Annotated in this window: 24 protein-coding genes; 5 read left to right on the top strand and 19 right to left on the bottom strand. The window is 58.0% G+C overall.

Annotation, left to right across the window (positions count from 1 at the left end; genetic code table 11):
• Positions 1 to 68 precede the first annotated feature (68 nt).
• Positions 69 to 752 (top strand): type 1 glutamine amidotransferase domain-containing protein, encoded by a 684-nt coding sequence (locus GJU83_RS10760; RefSeq protein ID WP_041645947.1) that lies wholly within the window; start codon positions 69 to 71, stop codon positions 750 to 752.
• A gap of 72 nt (positions 753 to 824) precedes the next feature.
• On the opposite strand, the gene GJU83_RS10755 is transcribed toward GJU83_RS10760, so the two are convergent.
• Positions 825 to 1,271, bottom strand: coding sequence for an acyl-CoA thioesterase (locus tag GJU83_RS10755; protein ID WP_153634303.1), 447 nt, complete (start codon positions 1,269 to 1,271; stop codon positions 825 to 827).
• A gap of 95 nt (positions 1,272 to 1,366) precedes the next feature.
• Between GJU83_RS10755 and GJU83_RS10750 the strand changes: the two genes are divergently transcribed.
• Positions 1,367 to 2,095: a MotA/TolQ/ExbB proton channel family protein gene (locus GJU83_RS10750; protein WP_153634302.1), complete on the top strand. Its 729-nt coding sequence runs from the start codon at positions 1,367 to 1,369 to the stop codon at positions 2,093 to 2,095.
• Positions 2,092 to 3,117, top strand: a complete 1,026-nt coding sequence (locus GJU83_RS10745) for a peptidoglycan -binding protein (RefSeq protein ID WP_153634301.1) — start codon at positions 2,092 to 2,094, stop codon at positions 3,115 to 3,117. Before GJU83_RS10750 ends, GJU83_RS10745 begins: the two co-directional genes overlap by 4 nt.
• On the opposite strand, the gene GJU83_RS10740 is transcribed toward GJU83_RS10745, so the two are convergent.
• The 18 genes from GJU83_RS10740 to GJU83_RS10655 all read right to left on the bottom strand — a co-directional run bounded on the left by GJU83_RS10740 (position 3,114) and on the right by GJU83_RS10655 (position 18,294).
• Entirely contained in the window at positions 3,114 to 4,061 is a 948-nt protein-coding gene (locus tag GJU83_RS10740; RefSeq protein ID WP_228715174.1) for a ketopantoate reductase family protein, read from the bottom strand. The genes GJU83_RS10745 and GJU83_RS10740 overlap by 4 nt on opposite strands.
• A 62-nt stretch (positions 4,062 to 4,123) precedes the next feature.
• Complete coding sequence (locus GJU83_RS10735; RefSeq protein ID WP_069182678.1) at positions 4,124 to 5,521, bottom strand: amidase; 1,398 nt, start codon at positions 5,519 to 5,521, stop codon at positions 4,124 to 4,126.
• A gap of 5 nt (positions 5,522 to 5,526) precedes the next feature.
• Complete coding sequence (locus GJU83_RS10730) at positions 5,527 to 6,087, bottom strand: hypothetical protein (RefSeq protein WP_069182677.1); 561 nt, start codon at positions 6,085 to 6,087, stop codon at positions 5,527 to 5,529.
• 151 nt (positions 6,088 to 6,238) lie between these two features.
• Positions 6,239 to 6,430: a 2-hydroxymuconate tautomerase gene (locus tag GJU83_RS10725; RefSeq protein ID WP_069182676.1), complete on the bottom strand. Its 192-nt coding sequence runs from the start codon at positions 6,428 to 6,430 to the stop codon at positions 6,239 to 6,241.
• A 9-nt stretch (positions 6,431 to 6,439) separates the two neighbouring features.
• Positions 6,440 to 7,234: a 2-oxo-3-hexenedioate decarboxylase gene (dmpH, locus tag GJU83_RS10720; protein WP_069182675.1), complete on the bottom strand. Its 795-nt coding sequence runs from the start codon at positions 7,232 to 7,234 to the stop codon at positions 6,440 to 6,442.
• The gene (gene dmpG / locus GJU83_RS10715) at positions 7,231 to 8,268 is read right to left on the bottom strand and encodes a 4-hydroxy-2-oxovalerate aldolase (RefSeq protein WP_153634300.1); all 1,038 of its coding nucleotides are present in this window, start codon (positions 8,266 to 8,268) and stop codon (positions 7,231 to 7,233) included. The genes dmpH and dmpG overlap by 4 nt, the downstream gene beginning before the upstream one ends.
• A gap of 13 nt (positions 8,269 to 8,281) precedes the next feature.
• On the bottom strand, positions 8,282 to 9,217 hold the full coding sequence (locus tag GJU83_RS10710; protein WP_069182852.1) for an acetaldehyde dehydrogenase (acetylating): 936 nt from the start codon (positions 9,215 to 9,217) through the stop codon (positions 8,282 to 8,284).
• 26 nt (positions 9,218 to 9,243) lie between these two features.
• Positions 9,244 to 10,029, bottom strand: a complete 786-nt coding sequence (gene dmpE / locus GJU83_RS10705; protein ID WP_069182673.1) for a 2-oxopent-4-enoate hydratase — start codon at positions 10,027 to 10,029, stop codon at positions 9,244 to 9,246.
• Positions 10,029 to 10,889, bottom strand: coding sequence for an alpha/beta fold hydrolase (locus GJU83_RS10700; protein ID WP_136630693.1), 861 nt, complete (start codon positions 10,887 to 10,889; stop codon positions 10,029 to 10,031). Before GJU83_RS10700 ends, dmpE begins: the two co-directional genes overlap by 1 nt.
• A gap of 7 nt (positions 10,890 to 10,896) precedes the next feature.
• On the bottom strand, positions 10,897 to 12,357 hold the full coding sequence (locus GJU83_RS10695) for a 2-hydroxymuconic semialdehyde dehydrogenase (protein WP_153634299.1): 1,461 nt from the start codon (positions 12,355 to 12,357) through the stop codon (positions 10,897 to 10,899).
• Positions 12,358 to 12,385: 28 nt separating this feature from the next.
• Positions 12,386 to 13,309, bottom strand: coding sequence for a catechol 2,3-dioxygenase (locus tag GJU83_RS10690; protein ID WP_069182851.1), 924 nt, complete (start codon positions 13,307 to 13,309; stop codon positions 12,386 to 12,388).
• Positions 13,310 to 13,320: 11 nt separating this feature from the next.
• A complete protein-coding gene (locus GJU83_RS10685; RefSeq protein ID WP_153634298.1) occupies positions 13,321 to 13,644 on the bottom strand; it encodes a 2Fe-2S iron-sulfur cluster-binding protein in 324 nt (107 codons plus the stop codon).
• 12 nt (positions 13,645 to 13,656) lie between these two features.
• Entirely contained in the window at positions 13,657 to 14,718 is a 1,062-nt protein-coding gene (locus tag GJU83_RS10680) for an NADH:ubiquinone reductase (Na(+)-transporting) subunit F (protein WP_069182669.1), read from the bottom strand.
• A gap of 15 nt (positions 14,719 to 14,733) precedes the next feature.
• Positions 14,734 to 15,093 (bottom strand): phenol hydroxylase subunit P4, encoded by a 360-nt coding sequence (locus GJU83_RS10675; protein WP_069182668.1) that lies wholly within the window; start codon positions 15,091 to 15,093, stop codon positions 14,734 to 14,736.
• A gap of 72 nt (positions 15,094 to 15,165) precedes the next feature.
• Positions 15,166 to 16,701 carry an aromatic/alkene/methane monooxygenase hydroxylase/oxygenase subunit alpha gene (locus tag GJU83_RS10670; protein ID WP_136630689.1) on the bottom strand — a complete coding sequence of 512 codons (1,536 nt, stop codon included), beginning with the start codon at positions 16,699 to 16,701 and terminating at the stop codon, positions 15,166 to 15,168.
• Between the two features lie 14 nt (positions 16,702 to 16,715).
• A complete protein-coding gene (locus tag GJU83_RS10665) occupies positions 16,716 to 16,985 on the bottom strand; it encodes an MmoB/DmpM family protein (protein ID WP_069182666.1) in 270 nt (89 codons plus the stop codon).
• Positions 16,982 to 17,983, bottom strand: coding sequence for an aromatic/alkene monooxygenase hydroxylase subunit beta (locus GJU83_RS10660; protein ID WP_069182665.1), 1,002 nt, complete (start codon positions 17,981 to 17,983; stop codon positions 16,982 to 16,984). Before GJU83_RS10660 ends, GJU83_RS10665 begins: the two co-directional genes overlap by 4 nt.
• 53 nt (positions 17,984 to 18,036) lie before the next feature.
• Positions 18,037 to 18,294: a phenol hydroxylase subunit gene (locus tag GJU83_RS10655; RefSeq protein ID WP_069182664.1), complete on the bottom strand. Its 258-nt coding sequence runs from the start codon at positions 18,292 to 18,294 to the stop codon at positions 18,037 to 18,039.
• Positions 18,295 to 18,663: 369 nt separating this feature from the next.
• Between GJU83_RS10655 and GJU83_RS10650 the strand changes: the two genes are divergently transcribed.
• Positions 18,664 to 20,367, top strand: coding sequence for a sigma-54-dependent Fis family transcriptional regulator (locus GJU83_RS10650; RefSeq protein WP_153634297.1), 1,704 nt, complete (start codon positions 18,664 to 18,666; stop codon positions 20,365 to 20,367).
• 259 nt (positions 20,368 to 20,626) lie between these two features.
• The gene (locus GJU83_RS10645; protein WP_083231746.1) at positions 20,627 to 21,625 is read left to right on the top strand and encodes a WD40/YVTN/BNR-like repeat-containing protein; all 999 of its coding nucleotides are present in this window, start codon (positions 20,627 to 20,629) and stop codon (positions 21,623 to 21,625) included.
• Position 21,626 lies beyond the last annotated feature (1 nt).

The raw sequence follows: 21,626 nt of genomic DNA, 5'->3' as shown, positions 1-21,626 counted from the left end.
CGGCTGCACGTTATTTACCAATAGCTGTCGAAAGTGCCATTCATTCGTCAACAGAAAGGACGGACACCATGAAGATTCTGATGGTTCTCACCTCACATGACCAGATGGGCGACACCGGCCACAAGACCGGCTTCTGGCTCGAAGAATTCACCGCGCCCTACTATGTTTTCCGGGATGCCGGTGCAGACATCACCATCGCCTCGCCGAAAGGCGGCCAGCCGCCAGTGGACCCCAACAGCGAGGCGGAAGAGGCACTCACGGAAACCACCCGTCGTTTCCAGCAGGATGCCCACGCCAAGGAATCCCTTGCCAGCACCAAGAAGCTGAGTGATGTGGACATGAACGAGTACGACGCGATTTTCTATCCGGGTGGCCACGGCCCGCTCTGGGATCTGGTCAACGACGACAAGTCCATTGCCCTGATCAAGACCGCCTACGAGCAGGACAAGGTCATTGGTGCGGTTTGCCACGCGCCGGCCGTGTTCAAGAACGTGGAAGTCAAACCGGGCCAGAACATCGTTGGCGGCCGGGAAGTAACGGGCTTCACCAACAGCGAGGAAGAAGCAGTAGGCCTCAGCGGTGTGGTGCCTTTCCTGCTCGAGGACATGCTGAAGGAAAATACCGCCACCTACACCCGCGGTGACGACTGGGCTCCGCACATCGTGGTGGACGGCAAGCTGATCACCGGGCAGAACCCGGCATCCTCCGAGGGCGCCGCGAAAGCCGTTGTGCAGGCTTTGCAGGAGGCCTGATCCGGTAAAGACCGGAAGATGAACCCAAGGCCAGGTGAGATTCTCATCTGGCCTTTTTCTTACGCTTCGAGTTCATTCCCCCGCGTGACTGATCAACTGGCCAGGAGCGCCCTGCTCCAGCAGTTCACGAATATGATCCGGTATCGTCACTTTTCCCATCACTGAAGGCTGAATCAACACGTAGGTCACATCGGCATCAGCGATAAACGCCCCATCCCCATATCGGAAAAACTCCAGATGCAATGTAAACGAAGTGTTGCCGATTCGCCCCGCCCGAATACGCGCCTCCAGCACATCATCGAACTTCGCCGGGGCTTTCCAGTTCACGGTGAGGCTCACAACCTGAATATCCAGATCCTGATCCAGCAGATGCTGGTAATCGCCAAACAGCGTGCGAATATACTCATTCACTGCAATATCAACGAAATCCGCATAGCGGGCGTTGAACACCACACCCTGGGCATCGCATTCGCCATAGCGAACACGGAAACGAAAACGGAAAGGCAGATCACCGGCCATGAAGTGCTCCGATTAAAGTTCAGTTACTGTCGGCAACAGCTTCTCATATCTGTGCTAACGTTTTGAGGAATATCTCAAAAAAGCTGGCCATCGCTATGAGCAACCCCAAGCACACCCTGTTCTGGATGACGCTGTTCCTAGGCGTAGTCGCCATCGTCGGCGCACTGATCCACAAACCCCTGATCTCGGCCTTTATGGCCAACTGGGTTTTCAATCTGCTGATTCTGGGGGTTCTGATCGTCGGCATTGCGCTGACCTACCGGCAGGTGTTCGTGCTGTTTCCGGAACTGAAGTGGGTCGCCCAGTTCCGGACCGGACACGCCGGCCTTTCGGTGGTTCAGGAGCCCAAATTGCTGAAGCCGCTGGCAAGGCAGCTCGGCGAGGATGCCACCAAGGACCGGTTCACGCTGTCCACCCTGTCCCTGCGAACCGTACTCGATGGTATCCACTCCCGCATGGACGAACAGCGGGAAATCACCCGCTATTTCATCAGCCTCCTGGTATTTCTGGGGCTTTTGGGCACCTTCTGGGGCCTGCTGGGCACCATCAACTCGGTCGGCCAGGTCATCACGGGCCTGGACATGAGCCAGGAAGACTTCGGCAAAGTGTTCGCGGAGCTTCAGGAAGGCCTGCTTACACCCCTGGAGGGCATGGGCACGGCGTTCAGTTCCTCCCTGCTAGGCCTTGGCGGCTCACTGATACTTGGCTTTCTGGACATCCAGGCTGGTCATGCCCAGAACCGCTTTTATGACGGTCTCGAGGAGTGGCTGACCGGCGTGACCAACCTGGTAGACCGCGTAGATAGCGAGAAAGACCTGTCATGATTGGATCCAGGCGCCGAAGCCGCAGCACCACCAACGTCTGGCCGGGGTATGTGGATGCCCTCTCGGCTCTTCTGATGCTGGTGATCTTCATGCTGCTGGTGTACGTGGTTAGCCAGCTCTACCTGTCCCAGACCCTGTCCGACCGGGATACCCAGCTTGCGCGCCTGAATGCCCAGTTGAACGAACTCTCGGAGCTGTTGGGCCTTGAGGAAAGCCGAAGCGAAGCGCTGGAAGAACAGCTGACCAGTGTTCAGGCTCGCAACGACAGCCTGGTTGGTCAGCTTGAATCCACCCGCGAACAGCTGATGCGGCAGACCGCCATGGCCGATGCCCAGTCGGAACGGCTGGCCAGATTGGAAGAGTCCATCGACGAGAAAGACGAAATGTCCGCCAGCCAGCAGGCCATGATCCTGAGGCTGTCCAACCAGATTGCCTCACTCCGGGAACAACTCAGACAGATTGCCTCCGCACTGGAGCTCCAGGAACAGATGACCGCCGAGAAAGAGCAGGAACTGGAGCAGGTCAGTCGACGGCTGAATACCCTGCTGGCGGAGCGGGTCAGCCAGCTGGAACAGTATCAGTCGGAATTCTTTGCCCGTCTGCGGGATATTCTGGCAGGTAACGAGAACGTCCGGATTGTCGGCGACCGCTTCCTGCTGCCCTCGGAACTGCTGTTTGCTTCGGCCTCGGCGGAACTGGGCGAGGAAGGCCGGCGAGAGCTGGACAAGCTTGCGGATTTACTGCTGGATGTTTCAGCCAGGATTCCTGATGACGTTGACTGGATTCTGAGAATTGACGGCCATACCGATGTCATACCTATCAACACCCCGAGATTCCCTTCCAACTGGGAGCTGTCCACCGCCCGGGCGGTTGCAGTCGTTCGCTACCTGGCCGACCAGGGGGTTCCGGAACGGCGCATGGCGGCTGCCGGCTTTGGCGAGTTCTTCCCGGTGGCGGAAGGCACCTCGCCGGAGGCACTTCAGAGAAACCGGCGAATTGAGCTGAAGCTCACGGACCGCTAATTCTGCGAATGGGTCAGCAGGGCGTTCACCGTCCCGGTGTATGGCGCCTCAATGCCCAGGGTCTCGCAGCGTCTCAGGACGGCACCGGCGATACTGTCCAGTTCGAGGGGCCGCCCTTTTTCCTTGTCGACCAGCATGGACGTCTTGATGGCGTTGAAGTTGCTGATCAGGTCGAACATCTCGGCCAGATCCTCCGGCCCGAGGTTGACGTCGTCGGCCTCCGATGCAGCCACTGTTTCCGCCATCATTCCATGGACAATCTTCCGGAATTCTGGGTGGTGTGTGAGGCTCCGGGTATCAAGACCGGTCAGGGCGGACAGCGGATTCACACCGTTGTTGATCACCAGCTTGCGCCAGAGTTCGTAACGGATGTTTTCAGAGACGGTGGTTGGAATGCCGGCCGCGTTGAACAATGCTTCCAACCGTCTGAGCAGGGAAACGCGGGGATCGTCAGGTCGCTGCCTGGGCCAGGCACCCATCACAACCTGGGCAACGCCCTCGGCGAACACATGCCCGGGTTCGGTAATGTGGCCGCCAATGCGCACCGCAAGCCCACCCAGTACCCGATCCTCACCAACCACCCCGGCAATCACCGGCTCGTTGTCGACCCCGTTCTGGAGCGACAGTATCGGAACAGACGCGTTCTCCAGCCAATCGGAAATCTCATCCATGACCGGCGCTGTCGCCGTGGACTTCAGGGCGATGACGATCAGATCAAAGTCATCGGGTTCATGCTTCTGCATCAGCTCTGTGTGGGAAAAGGCCGGCAGTGCCTGATGCAGAATCTCGCCTTCATAATCCACAGTCAGGCCACCGGTTTTCAACGCCTTGAGATGATCACCACGCGCGGTCAGGACCAGCTCGTGTCCCGCCTGGGCGAGTCTTGCCGCGTAATATCCACCAATGCCACCGGCACCCATCATTAAAATCTTCAGACCTGCCAAGGGAACCTCACCGCTCAGAAAATGCCCGCCGAATTTGACACCCAGAGGAAGCAGACAAGCCGTTAGTCTGCAGGCGCCAGGCCCATTATATCAGGACCTGTGCCGAGGCAGCGCTCAACGGCCTGACCGACTGCCAGCAGCCGCTCTTCCCGCCAGGGCCCCATCAACAATTGAAGCCCTACCGGCAAACCCATCGAATCGAAACCGACCGGCAAACTCAGCCCACACAGGCCCAGATAATTCGCCACGGCTGTGTTGCGCAGAACCTGCATATTGGCCGCTACATAGGCATCAGGGTCCGCCAGACTGCTCACGGTTGGCGGCGTAAGCGTAACCGTCGGTGTCAGAAGAGCATCCACTGTTGATAGTTCTTCGGCCGCCTGAGCAGACAAACGATCAATCAGGGTACGGCGTTGAATGTACTCCCACGCGGGTAATCCCTCGGCTTTGTGAAGCCTGGCCGCCACATCGGGATCAAGCGACGATCTGTAATCCGGTAGCTCTTCCCTGATTAAAGCCGCCAGTTCCGGTGCTGCCACGCCGCCCTTGAGGAACATTGAATGAACCGTTGCCAGACCGGACAACTCAAACTTCACCAGCCGGGCGCCGGCAGCTTCAAGCTGTTTAAGGGATGCTTCGACAGTTTCCGCAATGCCGGGACTGCAATTCTCCCAAAAAAAACCATCCGGAACCCCCAGGGTCAAATGGGACAGGTCCGGGCTGGCAGGTATCCCGGCGCCTCTGCGAGCTAACATCGGGTCAAGCGCCTCGAACGCAAAGGCCAGATCCTCAACACGACGGGCCAGCAAACCGGGTGTATCCAGGGTGCTCGACAGCGGAACAATTCCGCGGGTGGACCAGCGCCCGCCTGTGGTCTTGAGGCCGGCCACACCCGTCATTGCTGCAGGAACACGCACAGAGCCGGCGGTATCAGTGCCCAGAGCCAGCGCCGCGGTTCCATTGATCAAAGACACTCCGGCACCTGAACTCGACCCGCCAGGCACCCGATGCTCATTCTTGCACCAGGGGTTTTGGGGGGTTGGCCAATGGGCGTTTGTTCCCAGCCCCCCGAAAGCGAACTCCACGCAGTGGGTTTTACCCACCACCGGAGCAAGTTGGGATTGCAAGGCTCGAACCAGAGGCCCTTCAGCCTCCCAGCTTTTCGGCAAGGCTCTCGCACAACCGGCGTAGGTGGGAAAACCCGACACCCCGAACATGTCCTTTACCGATACCGGTATACCCATCAAAGGCCCGGTGGAACCACCGGCAGCCCTGACTTGATCAGCGGCGCGGGCAAGTTCCAATGCCGGCTCGGGGCGCCAGCTGATATAGGCTCGGTTATCACAGTCCTTGCTGGCTTCTATCGAGGCTTCAACCAGAGACTCCGCTGTCATGTCCCGGGATCGGAGCCCATCAGCAAGATCGCGCAATGGCATCGACAGCAACTGTTTCCCGGCCATTGGGATTACCGCATCCAGCCAAATCCGGACAGCATCTGGCCAGCATTATTCATACCGCTGCTGAACATCCGCTGAGGGAATTTACATCCGCCAAGCGTAAACGCGGCGTTGAGGAGGCACACGGTTGGATCTTCCAGTTTACGGTTATGCCTGTTACCGGACAGGCCGCCCTTGACCGAGATCGCGGCACCCCACTGCTGGTCCTGAACCCAGCCGTTGATCATCTCACGCAGGTGCCGGTCATGCAGCGATACCTGGCTTTCGCGCTTGTCATCCAGACAGATCACGAGGACACCCTGCTCCCGAATGGTTTCCAGACATTGCCCGACAAGCCGGTACTCTCCTTCACTCATCCCGGTATTAAGTCGGAGCTCACAGAGGTCCGCCGGTTCTTCGGAAAGCAACGCCCGAAGAAAATTCTCTCTACCCTCACACGTTTCATCCTGAAAACCCGGAGCAAAGCCCCGGGAACTGAGCAGAGAAAAGACACGCTCCGAACGCTCATGATCCCCTTTCAGGTGGGTGACCTCCGGCGCCTGGAGACTTGTGTCCGTGCTTAACAGCAAGACACTCCTGACACTTTGCCCCCAGATCATCCTCGCTGGTCCGGAACCAGCTTGTCGCTGAGCCTCTAGGCTTCGTGCATCACATGAGACAAATAATACCGGCAGCTTGTCCACGATTTCCTCCAAAACGGGCCTGTCCAGAAGCTGGGACTCAGCGCCCCAGCTTCTTCGCGGATTGACCACCGATACCGAAATGCTGCTTCGGCATTTCATTGATGATGATCCGGACACTCTCTACAGGCGCCCCTAGCGACCGGCAAAGCGCATCGGTGACCTCTCTGATGAGCGCTTCCTTTTGCTCATCAGACCGGCCTTCCAGGATGTTGATCTGGGCGACAGGCATAAAACCTCCTTATTCGAATCGTGCGGATACCGTACCCAGGCCCTGGTATCGGACCGTGATGTTGTCACCGGGCTCAACCGTGATGGCTGCGGTAATACCGCCGGTCATGATGAAGGTGCCAGCCGGGATGTGTTCACCGCGCTCTGCCAGCAAATTGGCCAGCATGGCGACACTGGAAGCCGGATGGCCCAGAACCGCGGCACCGGCCCCAACGTCTACCACTTCGCCATTCTTCTCGACCACCACGCCCAGGGTTTTCAGATCCACATCAGCGACATCAGCCATCTGGCCACCGGTAATAAAGCGGGTCGAGGAGGCGTTGTCTGCCACCACACTCACCAGATCAAACTTGAAGTTTTCGTAGCGCGAATCGATCACTTCCACCGCGGGGATCACGAAATCGGTGGCGGCCAGAACCTGGCCAATGTGGCAGCCAGGGCCCTTCAGCGGCTCCTTGGTGACAAAGGCGATCTCGGCCTCGATCTTCGGGTGGATCAGTTCTTTGGTGTTCACCACTCCACCGTCGGGCACGCTGAAGTAATCCGCCAGGAATCCGTAGATCGGCGTCTCCACTCCCATCTGGGCCATCTTGGCCCAGGAGGTAAGGCCCATTTTCATGCCAACGACTTTGTTGCCACGGGCTTCCTTGCGACGGCGGATCTCCCACTGCACGTCGTAGGCATCTTCGAAGGTCATGTCCGGAAAGTCGTTGGTGACCTTGGTGATGTCATGGGCCTGCAATTCGGCGTTTTCCACGTGTTCCGCCAGGGCCAGAACCTGCTCACGGCTCAATGTCTTGCTCATGCGTTCTGCTCCTTCTGTGCCGCCAGCAGATCCAGCGCCACATCCACAATCATGTCTTCCTGGCCACCCACCATGCGGCGTTTGCCCAGCTCCACCAGAATATCCACGGTCTTCAGGCCGTACTTCTGCGCTGCCACTTCGGAATGGCGCAGGAAGCTTGAGTACACACCGGCATAGCCCAGCGCCAGGGTTTCACGGTCCACACGAACCGGGCGGTCCTGCAACGGACGCACGATGTCGTCGGCGGCGTCCATCAGGGCGTACACGTCGGTGCCGTGCTCCCAGCCCATCTTGTCGAAGGCGGCGATGCAGACTTCCAGCGGCGCGTTGCCAGCGCCGGCGCCCATACCGGAAAGGGAGGCATCCACCCGGTCACAGCCCTCTTCCACCGCCACGATGGAGTTGGCTACACCCAGGGCGAGGTTGTGGTGGGCGTGAATGCCGGTCTGGGTTTCGGGTTTCAGCACGTCTTTTAGAGCCCGGAACCGGTCGCGGATGTCGTTCATGTTCATGGCGCCGCCGGAATCGACCACGTACAGGCAAGTGGCGCCGTAGTCTTCCATCAGCTTGGCCTGCTCAGCCAGACCCTGCGGGGTCTGCATGTGGCTCATCATCAGGAAGCCGACGGTATCCATGCCCAGCTTCCGGGCGTGTTCGATGTGCTGCTTGGACACATCCGCCTCGGTGCAGTGGGTAGCCACGCGCACAATCCGGGCGCCGGCGTTGTAGGCGTTGTCCAGATCATGGACGGTGCCGATGCCGGGCAGCAGCAGGGTGGCAATCTTCGAATGGGTAACCACTTCGGCCACCGCCTCGATCCACTCCAGGTCGGTGTGGGCACCAAAGCCGTAGTTGAAGCTGGAGCCCTGCAGTCCGTCGCCGTGGGCCACTTCGATGGAGTCCACCTTGGCCTTATCCAGCGCACGGGCAATATCCTGCACGTTCTTGATGGAGTACTGATGACGAATGGCGTGGCTGCCGTCTCGCAGGGTCACGTCGGAGATGTAGAGTTTTTTGCCGGGATTGAATGTCATGGGAATACCCTCCTCAGTTGACCAGCGATTCGGCGATGCGCTCGGCGGTACCGAGAGCGGCGGAGGTCATGATGTCCAGGTTACCGGCGTAGGCCGGCAGGTAGTGGGCGGCGCCCTCCACTTCCAGGAAGATGGAGGTCTTCAGGCCGCTGAAGCGGCCCAGGCCCGGGACATTCATGGGCTGGTCTTCGGGGATGTCGTCGAACTGCACTTTCTGCTTCAGGCGGTAGCCCGGCACGTAGCTGTTCACGGCCTTGACCATCTCTTCCACGGAAGCTTCCACCTGGGCCTTGTCGGCCGCATCCGAGAGCACGTATACGGTGTCCCGCATCAGCAGGGGCGGCTCGGCCGGATTCAGGATGATGATGGCCTTGCCCTTCTGGGCACCACCCACCACTTCGATAGCCCGGGAGGTGGTTTCGGTAAACTCATCGATGTTGGCGCGAGTGCCAGGGCCGGCGGACTTCGAGGAAATCGACGCGACAATCTCCGCGTAGTGGGCCTTGGCGACTCGTGATACCGCGGCCACCATCGGAATGGTGGCCTGGCCGCCACAGGTGACCATGTTGACGTTGCCTTCCTGGAGCTGCTGCTCAAGGTTCACCACCGGCACACAGTAGGGACCGATCGCTGCCGGGGTCATATCAATGATCTTGATGTTCTCTTTGTGGCCGCGCAGGAACACTTCGTTGTGCATATGGGCCTTGGCGGAGGTGGCATCGAATACGATATCGATGTCGGCGAATTCCGGCATCTTTACCAGTCCGTCGACGCCTTCGTGGGTGGTGGCCACGCCCATGCGGGCAGCCCGGGCCAGACCGTCCGATTCCGGATCGATACCGACCATGGCGCCCATTTCAATGTGCTTGCCATTGCGCAGGATCTTGATCATCAGATCGGTGCCGATGTTGCCCGAGCCGATGATCGCTGCCTTGATTTTCTTGCTCATAGCCTTTTCCTCATTGTTCTTTTCGGTCATGCGAAGCGCACAGACGCGCTACCGATGCCGCCGATGTCGACCCGCATGTAATCACCGGCCTTGACCGGCTCAAGGGGTACCAGCGAGCCAGACAGAATGACTTCGCCGGCCTTAAGGGAAATACCGAACTCACCCAGCGTGTTCGCCAGCCAGGTAACACAATTCACCGGCGAACCCAGTGCCGCTGCCCCGGCGCCGGCACTGATCACACTGCCGTTCTTCTCGACGACCATGCCGCAGGTCACCAGATCCACCTTGCGAGGCGATACCGCCTGGTCGCCAAGCACAAACAGGCCGCAGGAAGCGTTGTCGGCAATGGTGTCCTGGATGGCGATCTTCCAGTCCTGGATGCGGGAATCGACAATTTCGAAGCAGGGCATCACGCATTCCGTAGCCGCCAGAACGTCGGCGTTGGTCACGCCCGGACCGGTCAGATCCTTTTTCAGGATGAAGGCAATTTCGCCCTCTGCGCGCGGCGCGATCAGCCGGTCGCTGATGGGCATGACTTCACCGCTGTTGAACACCATGTCGTCGGTGAGATAGCCAAAATCCGGCTGATGGACGTTGAGCATGTTCTGTACGGCTTTGCTGGTAACGCCAATTTTCTTGCCGATAATCGAGGCGCCATCCGCCAGACGACGTTCCAGCATGCGCAGGGAAATGTGGTAGGCATCATCAATGGTGATATCCTCACCACGGCTGGTCAGCGGGCTGACCGCTTCCCTTTTCATCATTGCCTGGTAGAGCTCGTCGCCAAAGGCGTGAATTTTCGTCTGTTCCATTAGTTACCTCCGGCAGCGGCCTGATCGGCCTCGTTCAGGAAATCATTGACCAACCGGGCAAACCGGCCGGCATGCTCAATCTGGGTCCAATGGCCACAGCGACCGAATACATGCAGCTGGGCGCGGTCGATCAGTTCAGCCAGTCGATAAGAGGCGTCGAGAGGAATGACTTCATCTTCCCGGCCATGGAGGATCAGGGTTTCATGGGGAAGCGCCCGGATGTCGTCTTCGTTACTAGCCAGGTTATCGACCCAACGTTGACGAGGAGCCGGGAACATGGCCGAAAACGACTCCTGGAAACCGGGCCGGATGCTGGCCTGATAGCGCATCTCCGCCAGCTCGCTGGTCAGCAGGCCCTTGTTGAAGGCAAACACGTCCATCAAACGGCGCATGGTCTCAAGCGAAGGTTCGTACCCCCACACCTCGTCCAGGCCTTTGGTAATCGGGAAGCTGACCCCTGCTGAGCCCATCAGCACCAGGCGGCGTACCCGTTCTGGATGCTCAATGGCGAGCGCCAGGGCCAAACCTCCCCCGAAGGAATTCCCCACTAGGTCGACCTGTTCCAGGCCCAGCTCATCCATCACGCCCAGGGCGTGCTTGACCCAGCGCTCCCGGTTGTAGATCTGGTCTTCCGGGCGCTCGCTGTAGCCGAAGCCCAGCATATCCGGCGCCACAACGCGACGGTGTTTGGCCAGTTCCGGAATCACCAGGCGCCAGTTTGCCCAGGCCGTCACACCGGGGCCGGAGCCATGAATCATCATCACGGGGAAACCGCCTTCGCCATGGTCGTGCACGTTGGTGCGGTAGCCTGCGGCAACAATTTCACGCCCGATTTCAGGGCTGTCTACAGGTGCATTCATGACGCCCTCACAATTTGACGCAGATGTTTTTCATTTCGGTGTAGAACTCGAGGGAGTGCACACCACCTTCACGACCGACCCCTGACTGCTTACTGCCACCGAACGGTGTCCGCAGGTCTCTCAGGAACCAGCTGTTTACCCAGATAATGCCGGCTTCAATCTGGCCCGCGACGCGATGGGCGCGGGTGATGTTTTCGCTCCAGATTGCTGATGCCAGGCCGTAGGGGAGACTGTTGGCCAGCTCGATTGCCTCTTCTTCGGTATCGAACGGGCGGATATGGCAGCAGGGTCCAAAGATCTCGTCCGTAACGACCGCCGAATCGTCCGGCAGGCCGGTCCAGATGGTGGGCTCGACCCAGGCTCCGCCCGCCAGCTCGGAAGGCATCTCAGGAACACCACCACCGGTCACAACGGTTGCTCCGTCATCGACGGCTTTCTGGTAGTAAGAGAGCACCTTTTCGCGGTGTTCGAGGCTGACAAGCGGCCCCAGGTTGGCTTCTGCATCATCAGGCGGGCCAATCTTCAGACCTTCCGCGGCTTCCTTGAGGCGACCGACAAACTCGTCGAAAACCGACCGCTCAACGTAAACTCGCTCGGTACCCAGGCAGACTTGGCCACAGTTGGCAAAAGCAGAGCGCATGGTGCCCTCGATGGCCTTGTCCATGTCGCAATCGGCGAATACCAGGCCGGCATTCTTGCCGCCCAGCTCCAGGGAAATATCCCGGATACCTTTGGCAGCCGCCTTCATAATGACTTCACCCGTGCCGGTCTCACCGGTGAAGGTGAACCCGTCAACCTGCGGGTGCTCGGTCAGATAGGCGCCAGCGGAATCACCACCGAAGCCATGAACAACGTTGTAGACGCCATCCGGCACACCGGCTTCCTTCATCACCTCGCCCAGAAGGGCGGTGGTGGTCGGTGTCTCTTCCGACGGTTTGACGACGACGGTATTGCCACAGGCCAGGGCCGGCCCGACCTTCCAGGTCATCAGCAGCAGCGGCAGGTTCCAGGGGCTGATCACACCGATCACACCCTTGGGACGGCGAACGGCGTAGTTCAGGGCACCCGCGCCGTCCGGCGTGGCCATTTCGAAGGATTCCGTGGGCACGTTCTTGATCATGTCCGCGAACACCTTGAAGTTGGCCGCACCCCGGGGGATGTCGATGTGGCTAGCCAGGGATTTCGGCTTACCGGTATCCAGGCACTCGGCTTCCAGGAATTCCTCAAAGCGTTCGTTGATGCCATCGGCCACCCGATGCAGAATGCGGGTGCGCTCGTCCAGAGTCATCTTGCCCCAGGGGCCTTTCAAGGCCGCCCGGGCTGCCCTCACAGCGGCGTCGACTTCGTCTCGACCACCCTCGTGCACCTTGGCAATGACCTTGCCGTTGGCGGGGTTCACGTTGTCGAACAGCTTGCCGCTGGCGGAGCCCACGTACTGACCGTTGATGTAGTGTTTGATCTCTTTCATTGCTGCTAAATCCTGTTGCTGGATGGTGTCAGGTCAGAACCGTCAGGAACCGCTCGTTCAACTGGCGATCGTGATAGAAGATGGCCTTGCCGAGCTGCTCCGCCTGCCAGGTCACCGGTTTGTGGTCCGGATAGGTGTAGTCACCGCCACAGAAGACTTCGTTGCGATTGCCCGACGGATCGAAGAAATAGATGGTTTTGCCGTGGGTCAGGCCGTGCCGTGTGGGCCCGATATCAATAGAGGTATCGGTCATGGAAATCAGGTCTGCGGCCCGCAGGACGTCTTCCCAGGTTTCGAGGAAGAAGGACGCGTGGTGGAACTTGCCTTTCTCTTCATGGTGAATGAAAGCAATGTCGTGCTCCTTCATGGACACGGTCAGGAACTGGGCAATCCGGGTGCCTTCCGGGTCCAGCACCTGCTCGGCCAGATGGAACCCGAGCACGTTCACGAAGATGTCATACACAGCCGCCAGTTCCGGCCCGTAGAACAGGCAATGGTCAAATCGCACCGCCTTCATGCCGGAAAGGCCACGGGGCCAGGCCTCGGGATTAACCTCGGTAACACCCCATTTGCCGGTGTAGAGTTTGTCGGCGTATAGCTCGAACGCGTGGCCCGAAGGCACGGTAAAGCGGATCCGGCGGCCGCAGTCTTTCAGCTCGCCTTCGGGAATCTGCTCTACATCCAGCCCGTAAGCCACCAGGTCTTTTTCCAGCTGAACAAGCGCTGCCTCATCCACAACCTTGAAGCCCATGAAATCACAACCGGGCTCGTCGGCTTCAATCAGTACCACCGAGAACTTGTCCACTTCGGTCCAGGCCTTCAGATAGACCCGACCCTGTTCGTCTCGGTCTGTCTCAATAAGGCCCATGAGGTCTGTGTAATGTTTTACCGCTTCTTCAATGTCCAGAACGCGGATCTGAACGTGGCCGGGACGCATAACACCTTTTTTCATGACGATTACCTCTACGGTTTTGTTTTTGTCTGTTCGGCGAGTGGCGCTGCAGGTTGCGGCATACACTCGATCATCAAATCGGTTCTCGGGTAGATCCGGCAGGCCAGGACTTCCCCTTTTTCAAGAGCCTCCGGGGGGCAATGTGTCTTGCTCATCTTTCCGCACCGGAACTCACCTTCAACAACACGGATCTTGCAAAACCCGCAGCCGCCGCCCCGGCAACCCACCGGGACACACTTCTTGCCAACCAGCTCCATGGCCTTGAGGACACTCTGGTCCTCGTCACACCGGAACCGGTCGCCGGTCGTGCGGTTGATCACATGGAATACCGCCATGCTTCCTCCGCATCAGATCTTCTTGAACAGCGCTGAACGCTGGTTGTCTTCCGCACCATCTGCAGCCGTCAGGAACTTCTCCATAAAGATGTCCCGCTCGAACAACCGTCCCTGCATCAATGCTGTAATCGCGGAATCGATCATCGGAGGCGGTCCACACATGTAGGCCTTATTGCCGGCAAACCGCCCGTCGTAGTGCTCTTTGGCCGCTTCATGGACGTAGCCGCGGAAGCCCTGCCAATCAGCATCGTCGTCGGCGTCACTCAATGCGGGCACGTAGGTGAAATGTTCGTTATCCCTGGCCAGTGCCTCGAACAACTCGCGGTTGTAGAGCTCGGCCTGGTTCCGGGCACCCTGGAACAGGGTGATCTTGCGCTCGTCGTTCTGCTCCAGCAGGTCCAGAATCATGGACTGCGGGCTGGAAAGGCCGGAGCCGCCGGCAATGAAGATCAGATCGCCCGGCTGGGAGCTGCGGACAAAAAATTGCCCGTAGGGGCCGGACAGGTTCAGCTCTTCGCCGACCTTGAGCTGTTCATGGATGTAGGTGGTGGCAGCACCGCCAGGCACCAGGCGAACGTGCAGTTCCACTTCGTCGGACTTGCTGGGCGGGTTGGCCAGTGAGAAAGCCCGGGGGCCGTCCACATCCGGCAATTCGATATTGATGTACTGGCCGGCCTGGAACGTCATGGGGCGGTCCAGCTTCAGATGAACACCCTTGATGGTGGGCGACAGGTCGACGATGTCTGTCACGGTAGCGGTGTAGTCCTCCACCGGGTATCCCTCGAAATCCGGATCGACATCGATATCTGCTTCGATGGTCACGTCACTTTCAACGGTGGCACAGCAGGCAAGCACCTTGCCCTCGTCCCGCTCAATGTCCATCAGGGCAAAGGGCGAGGCGTCGCCAATCTCCACGTCGCCTTCCAACACCTGGACCTTGCACGTTGCGCAGGTGCCATGACCGCAGGCGAAGGGCAGCCAGACACCCTGGCGGAGCGCGGCCTGGAGGATGGTCTGGCCGTCCTCCACTTCAATCTGCTCGCCGATAGGCTCGATAGTCACGGTATGACTCATGGCACTTCTCCCCGCTCAGTAACCGACGTCGGCAATGCCGTTCAGCCCCGGCGTGGTGACCGTGAGCATGCTTTTGTGATCAATGCCGTTGTCTTTCAGGCTGGCGTCAGCCCGCGGCGTGAACGGTTCATCGTTCAGCAGCCACTCGGCATTCAGGAAGTCGGCTTTGGCGGCATCCGGATGGGCGGCAGCTGCCGGTTTGATAACGGTCTCGACGAGATCGCCGAACGTCATATCCGGCTGCACCAGCAACGCAAACGGCGCGCAGAACAGCAAGTGATTGGGCCAGTAGACATACAGCAGTTGCATGCCATTGAAGTTCTCAACCTTGTCTTTCGGTTCGAACTTGTAGTCGTATAACGCGTTAACACTCATGGTGGTCACCTTGTTGTTTTTGTGCGTGGTTCGCCCGACGCCCCAGGCAGCCGGGCGATTCCCGGGTCACTGTCAGGCTGCGTCTTTACTCTGGTCAGCCGGTTTCTGGCCCTTGATGGAAAGCCAATGCTTGTGGTCTGGGGACCCTACGTACTCGAAATTGTCCTCGCCGATATTGATGTGGTAGTACTTCTGCACCACTGTCTCGACGTCGGCACCCTCACAGTTGCCCTGGTAGATCTGGTGCACCGGCAACCAGGCCTGGACGTACTTCTCCGGTTCATCCTTGAAAATGTCGCAGCAGGCTTCGGAGCAGAAGTGGTAGCGCTCGCCTTCATGCACCAGCTGACGATGGCTCAGCTTGGTGGGCGCACCCATCTCGGTAAACAGGGTGGGTACCTGACACACCTGGCATAGCTGCGGCAGGGTGTTGTTGTAGAAGCGCCGGCCAGCGGCGGCTTCTTTCGCCAGGTACTCGTAGCGGGGACGGTAGTACTTGTCGAAAGTCTCCGGGTACTTCTCGGACATCCAGTCCATTTCTTCCTTTTCCGGAATCCAGGTGTGGAAGTTGGTGGCCTGGCTGTACTGGTAGAAGGTGGTCCATAGCTGGTGGCTCAGGTGATGCTTGGCATCGTTGGCCACGTCCTGGTATTTGGGCGGACGGATACCATAGCGTTCCAGATCCTTGAACAGGGCACCGCCATTCTGCTCGTAATAGACTTCCCAGGCCTCGGCCCAGCTCATAACCTTGTTCGGCAGCATGTAGTCCATCATCATGCTGACCAGGCTGAGCAGGCGGAACCCGCGCCAGAACCACTTGTCGATCCAGCGCTGAACGATGGGCACGTTGTCCTCGTGCTGCTCCAGGATGAACTTGATCACCTCAAGGCCCAGGGTCATGTGCCGCGCCTCATCAGACTGAGCCGAGAAACCAAAGGTCACCGTGGCCATGTCGCCGTTGTAGGCGGCGCCGGACATAAAGGGCACGAACAGAAGGTTGGTCAGCACATACTCGAAGGAGAACGAGATAGCGGTCAGGAACTCGAACGGGCCGGCCGAGCGAGCATCGTCAAAGAACGACTTGGGCACCGACAGGAACCAAACCCGGTCGTGCATGTAGGCAGCATCGTGCAGGCCATTGAAGTGCTTGTTGTAGTGGCTCATGGCGTGCTGCTGGGTCTGGGAATGACGCAGCTCGTCAATGGCCTGCATCTGGCAGGCCACGCGTGCACCGGCACCACTGAACTGTCTGCCTACTTTGGCATAACCCTGGAACGCCGCATGTTCAAGCGGTGATACGCCGGTCAGGAACAGTTTCAGGGCGTTGACATAGCGGGCATCGGAAATGTTCTGATGGCCGTTGTTCTGGGCAAAGGCATCAAAAATTGCGTACAGCTTCTTCTCTTTTTCCGCCTGGTACTTCCAATAGGCATCCATGGTCAGACGGAACGGGTCTTCCCACTGGGACCAGTCAGTGATCTTGATACCCTCGAACTGCTCGTCCGGGAAGATGTCCTCTTTCTTCTGGTAGCTGGGCTCCCAGGCCATGTCCCGAGTCAGGTACTGGTACTTGTCTTTCAGGTTCAACTTTTTGTTTTTAACAGCCATGATGTGTCTCCCGATTATTTCCACTCAAGGATGAAGTGGTCATCGTCTTCGTCGACGTTGCCGCCAATACTGATGACATCGATAAGCATTTCCTGGACATCCCAGTCGCGGCCCAGCTTTTCTTCCATGGTCTCCCGGTTGATCACCAGGCGCTTTTCGGCCTGGATCCGGATCATTGCCGGCTGGTGCTGAACCTCCGCTTCAGGGTTGTCTTCCTGAATGGCTTCCACCATGTAGCGGGCGTTGTCGTTGTCCTGGAATGCGATGAATACGAGCTGGCTCATGCCGATACTCCCTGGGTGTTGAGCCCGAACTTCTTGAGACGGGTGGCGAGTTGCGCCCTGACCTCATCGAGGGCTTCCACGCCAACGGATGCTTCCGCCAGCGGCTTCAGGGCGTTGTAGATTTCCGGCTCCCACTGGTCGGCCCAGGTCTGGAGCTGCTGGAGGTTGGCTTCGCTTTCGCCGGCAACCACCTTGACCATGGCGTTGGTCCAGCGTTGGGAATCCTTGTACCAGTCGCGCATGAACTCGGTGAGCATGGAAACGTCTTCGGCACCCTGCTCTTCCCACCACTGGTCCATCTTTTCGTAAACCAGCGGGAACAGCAGGCCGTCCATCAGCACGTTCTGAATGAGGGTCAGCTCGAACCAGTCCTGGACAACCAGGGTGTCTTCCACCAGCTTGCGCATGGGTTGCCAGAGCGCATCGTCCATCCAGTAACCCTTGGACTCGTCGAGCCCGGCACCGGTGGTCCCGTCAATCATCAGGGCAATTCGCGAGAGATACTGGCCGATACCGAGACGGTCCATGGCCTGGTAGATATGCATCTGGGATACCGTGGTTGCGGTGGCCTCACCTGCGATTTTGCTGTTGTTCATGTTGGCGCCCAGCTCCAGGTGACGCAGGGGAACCAACAGACGCAGCAGCATGGTGCGGGTTTCTTCCGGCAGACGGGTCAGCAGGTTACGCTTGTCGCAGAAGCCATAGCTGGTCTCGGCGGCCTCCTGCATCTTGGCGCGATTGCCGACGTATGCCCCGTAGTAGAACTGGCGCGGATCAGTCACCGCATACCAGTCTTCCATGCGAATCGCGGTACGCCGCTCGTCGTTGAGCTCGTAATTCGGATCCCACTGGGGGCGGTAGTGGAAATTGGTTTTCGCCTCCAGGTCGTAACTTGCTTCCTGGTAGCGGGTGGCGGGTTTGTCTCCGAAACGGCGCGCGATGTGGCCGTAGGTCTGACGGATGGGCTCCACCGAGTTGGTCTTTATTTCGATAGTCATATCAACCTTACCGTGTTGTTTTTGTGGAACAGAACGTTGATGGATGTTGCTCATTAACGCTGGCCGCGCTCCCCGAACCGCCACTTGACCATGTCTTCGTCGATTTGGCGGATCATGTCGGAGTCCATGTGGACCACGTTGTTGTGCTTGCAGAAGATTTGGAACGCCTCCCTGGGTAGAACCAGTTCGACGAACAGCTCCGGGTGACCGATGGCAAAGTCGAATTCCACGAATTTGTCGCCCGGCTCGCTGCGAACCCGGATATAGCGGGTCATCTCGTCAAAGGATTTGGCTCGTGTCTCGCTGGTCATGATTTGCACCACTGGGTTTGTTGTTGTCTGGGAGGGGACGAGCAACGCGTGTGCCAAACCCGTCAAAAAGCCGAGCGTAAATATCCATCCAACTGTTTTTCAAACAGTTATCAGTCATTCGAAATGAATCAGCGTGAATAGTTCTTGGAGAGTACCTGCTGCTTCCGCGGCTATCTTTTTACTAAATGATCAATTTCCCCCACCCGAATAACCAAATGCTGAGACGCCCTGATCTCGCCCTGCTGCAAGCAGTTTTTTATCATTTGGTTGATTTGTGACATCCATCAGGTATTAACTGTTTATACGAAATGCCAACAGGCTCTCCGAAAAGAGCAGTCCCCGCCGACAACAACAAAAGGGGTGAACACTATGGCTGTAAGCTACAAGCCACAGCTGAGTTATTCAGACTTCAGGGATCTCAAGGACCAGATCCAGTTTCAATCCACGGAGGGCAAAATCTGGTTTGGCGAACAGCGAATGCTGTTAATGAATCTCAGTTCATTGGCAGCATTCCGTCGCGAGATCGTTAATAGCATGGGCATTGAGAGAGCCAAGGGATTCTTCCTGAGGCTTGGCTATCTCTCTGGGCTCAAGGATGCTGAGCTGGCCCGCAAGCTGAGGCCTCATTGCAGTGAGCTGGATATTTTTTTGGCCGGTCCGCAACTTCACTCACTGAAGGGTATGGTAAAAGTCATTCCCCTGGAGATTGATCTGGACCAGGAATCCGGAGATTTTTACGGACGCTTAGAATGGATCGACTCCTGGGAAGTGGAAATCTGCAAGACCGAGCTGGGTCTTATGAAAGAACCGGCCTGCTGGGTACTGCTGGGGTATGCCTGCGCCTATACCTCATCGTTCATGGGCCGGGAAATCATCTTCCGGGAAGTCAGCTGCCGGGGCTGTGGCGATGAGAAATGCATGATCGAGGGTAAACCTGCTGAGCAATGGAAGGACGGGAAAGAGTTCTCCCGCTACTTCAAAGCGGATCCGATCATCGAAGAGCTTTACGATCTTCAGGCACAATTAAACTCCTTGCGAAGCTCCTTTCAGCGGCAAGAAGGCCAGTATTACGGCATTGGCCAGTCCGCATCCTATAACAAGGTGTGCCGGATGATTGACAAGGCCGCACAGGGAAAGGTGTCGGTACTTCTCCTGGGCGAGACAGGCGTCGGCAAGGAAGTAATAGCCCGCAGCGTCCATTTGCGAAGCGCAAGGGCTGATGGGCCCTTCATCGCCGTGAATTGCGCGGCCATTCCGCCGGATCTGATTGAGGCGGAACTTTTCGGCGTTGAAAAAGGCGCCTACACGGGTGCGAACCAGTCGAGAGAAGGGCGTTTCGAACGCGCCAACGGTGGAACCATCTTTCTGGACGAGGTTGTGGAGCTCACTCCCCGAGCCCAGGCCACCCTGCTCAGAGTATTACAGGAAAGTGAACTTGAAAGAGTGGGCGACAATCGCACCCGAAAGGTCAACGTTCGAGTGATCGCCGCCACCAACGAGAGCCTTGAACAGGCAGTCGAGGACGGCCGCTTCAGAGCCGACCTGTTTTATCGCCTGAACGTTTTCCCGGTGAGAATCCCACCTTTGCGGGAACGACTTGAAGATTTGCCTTTGCTGGTCGGCCACTTCCTGGAAAAATTCCACGCCCAGTATGAAAAACGCACTCTGGGGTTATCGGACAAAGCCCTGGCGCTGTGCATGAACTATCAGTGGCCGGGCAATATACGGGAGCTTGAGAATGTCATCGAGCGCGGTGTCATCCTAACTGACAACAACGAATCCATCAGTCAGGATGCCCTGTTCGTCTCGCCTCCTCCATCGGAGCCAATGCCCATAGAACGAATCGATGCAGACGGTAATGTCTGCGTCGGCCAGGCTGCCGGCAAGGAGGAAAGCTGGTCTGATCATATCATCAACAGCGGAATCAGCCTGGAGGAAGTGGAAGAAACGCTGATGCGGCAGGCCATGGAACAGGCGAATCAGAATGTCTCAGGGGCTGCTCGAATTCTGGGGCTGACCCGTCCCGCTCTCGCCTATCGCCTTAAAAAAACTGGCATTCTCGATGAAAGCTGATTCTTCAAAGAGTATCTGCGACATGGAAGTTGCACCTCCTTCACACCGACTATGACGAAATGGACAACCCAGCCCAGCGCTTGATCATTTGATAAAAATCAACGCTGTGATCCCACGTTATCGAAAATCAAAACCTGCCAAGCACAAAGCATTTTTAATTTTATTTTCAAAAGCTTAGATCGTTTAAATCCGTTCTGGCACAGCCGTTGCTGAACCACCGTCAGTCGCTTTTCCACAAAAACAAAGACGGTGACATAACATGCCATACCCCATGGAATATCCTCGCGGCAAAGTTCCAGTCACGCTCGCTCTTGCGAGTGCGTCCGCGCTGCTAACCGGTTGCGAGGCGCCGCTGAATCTTGAAGCGGTACGACAACAGTCCCAGCAAGCCATTCAGCGAACCGATTTTTTCCAGTCCGTCGCCCGGAACGATCAAATTGTTGCCATCGCCGGCAACAACGGCGCGTTGCTTGTGAGCGAGAACGGAGGTTCGGACTGGCAACGGGTCCCGGTGCAAACCACCGAGAGTTTTCTTTCCCTTGATGCCTGCCCGGACGGCAGTTTCATCGCCCTGACCTTCAACAATCAGCTCTGGCACGGGAACCCTGCCGGCACCCAGTGGACTGCCCATGAGCTTCCGAGCCAGGAGCAGATGATGACCGCCGATTGCGCGCCCGACGGCACCTGGTGGGCGGGCGGCAGTTTCACCACGCTGCAGAGCTCATCGGATCAGGGTACGACCTGGCAGGAAACTTCCCTGAATGAGGACGCCATTCTGACCAACCTCCAGTTCCTCGATCCGGAAACGGCACTTGCGACCGGAGAATATGGCCTGGTTTTGAAAACCCTGGATGGTGGCGAGACCTGGGATTACGCCGGCTATCTACCGGACGAATTCTATCCCCATGCAGCTTACTTCGAATCAGCAGACGAAGGCTGGGTTGGTGGCCTGAACGGTTTTATCTACCACACCACCGACGGCGGAGAAACCTGGGACCGCCAGCCTACCGACACCAGCATGCCGGTGTTTGGCTTCGTCAAGGCCGGCAATGCCCTGTTTGCCCTGGGTGATAACGCCACGGTTCTGGCGTTGTCCGGAGGCAGCTGGACAGGTCTTGAAACACCCAACCAGCCCCTTTACCTGCGCGACGGCGTGGTTCTCGCAGACAACCAGCTCCTGGTGGCCGGAGGCCGCGGTCTGCTCCTTCAACTCGACATTCCCGTGGCCTCAGTGGCCAGCAACAACCGAGGTAACTGAT

It is taken from the genome of Marinobacter salsuginis (genome assembly GCF_009617755.1).
Taxonomy (GTDB): Bacteria; Pseudomonadota; Gammaproteobacteria; order Pseudomonadales; family Oleiphilaceae; genus Marinobacter; species Marinobacter salsuginis.
This window is presented reverse-complemented; position numbering and strand designations above follow the sequence as displayed.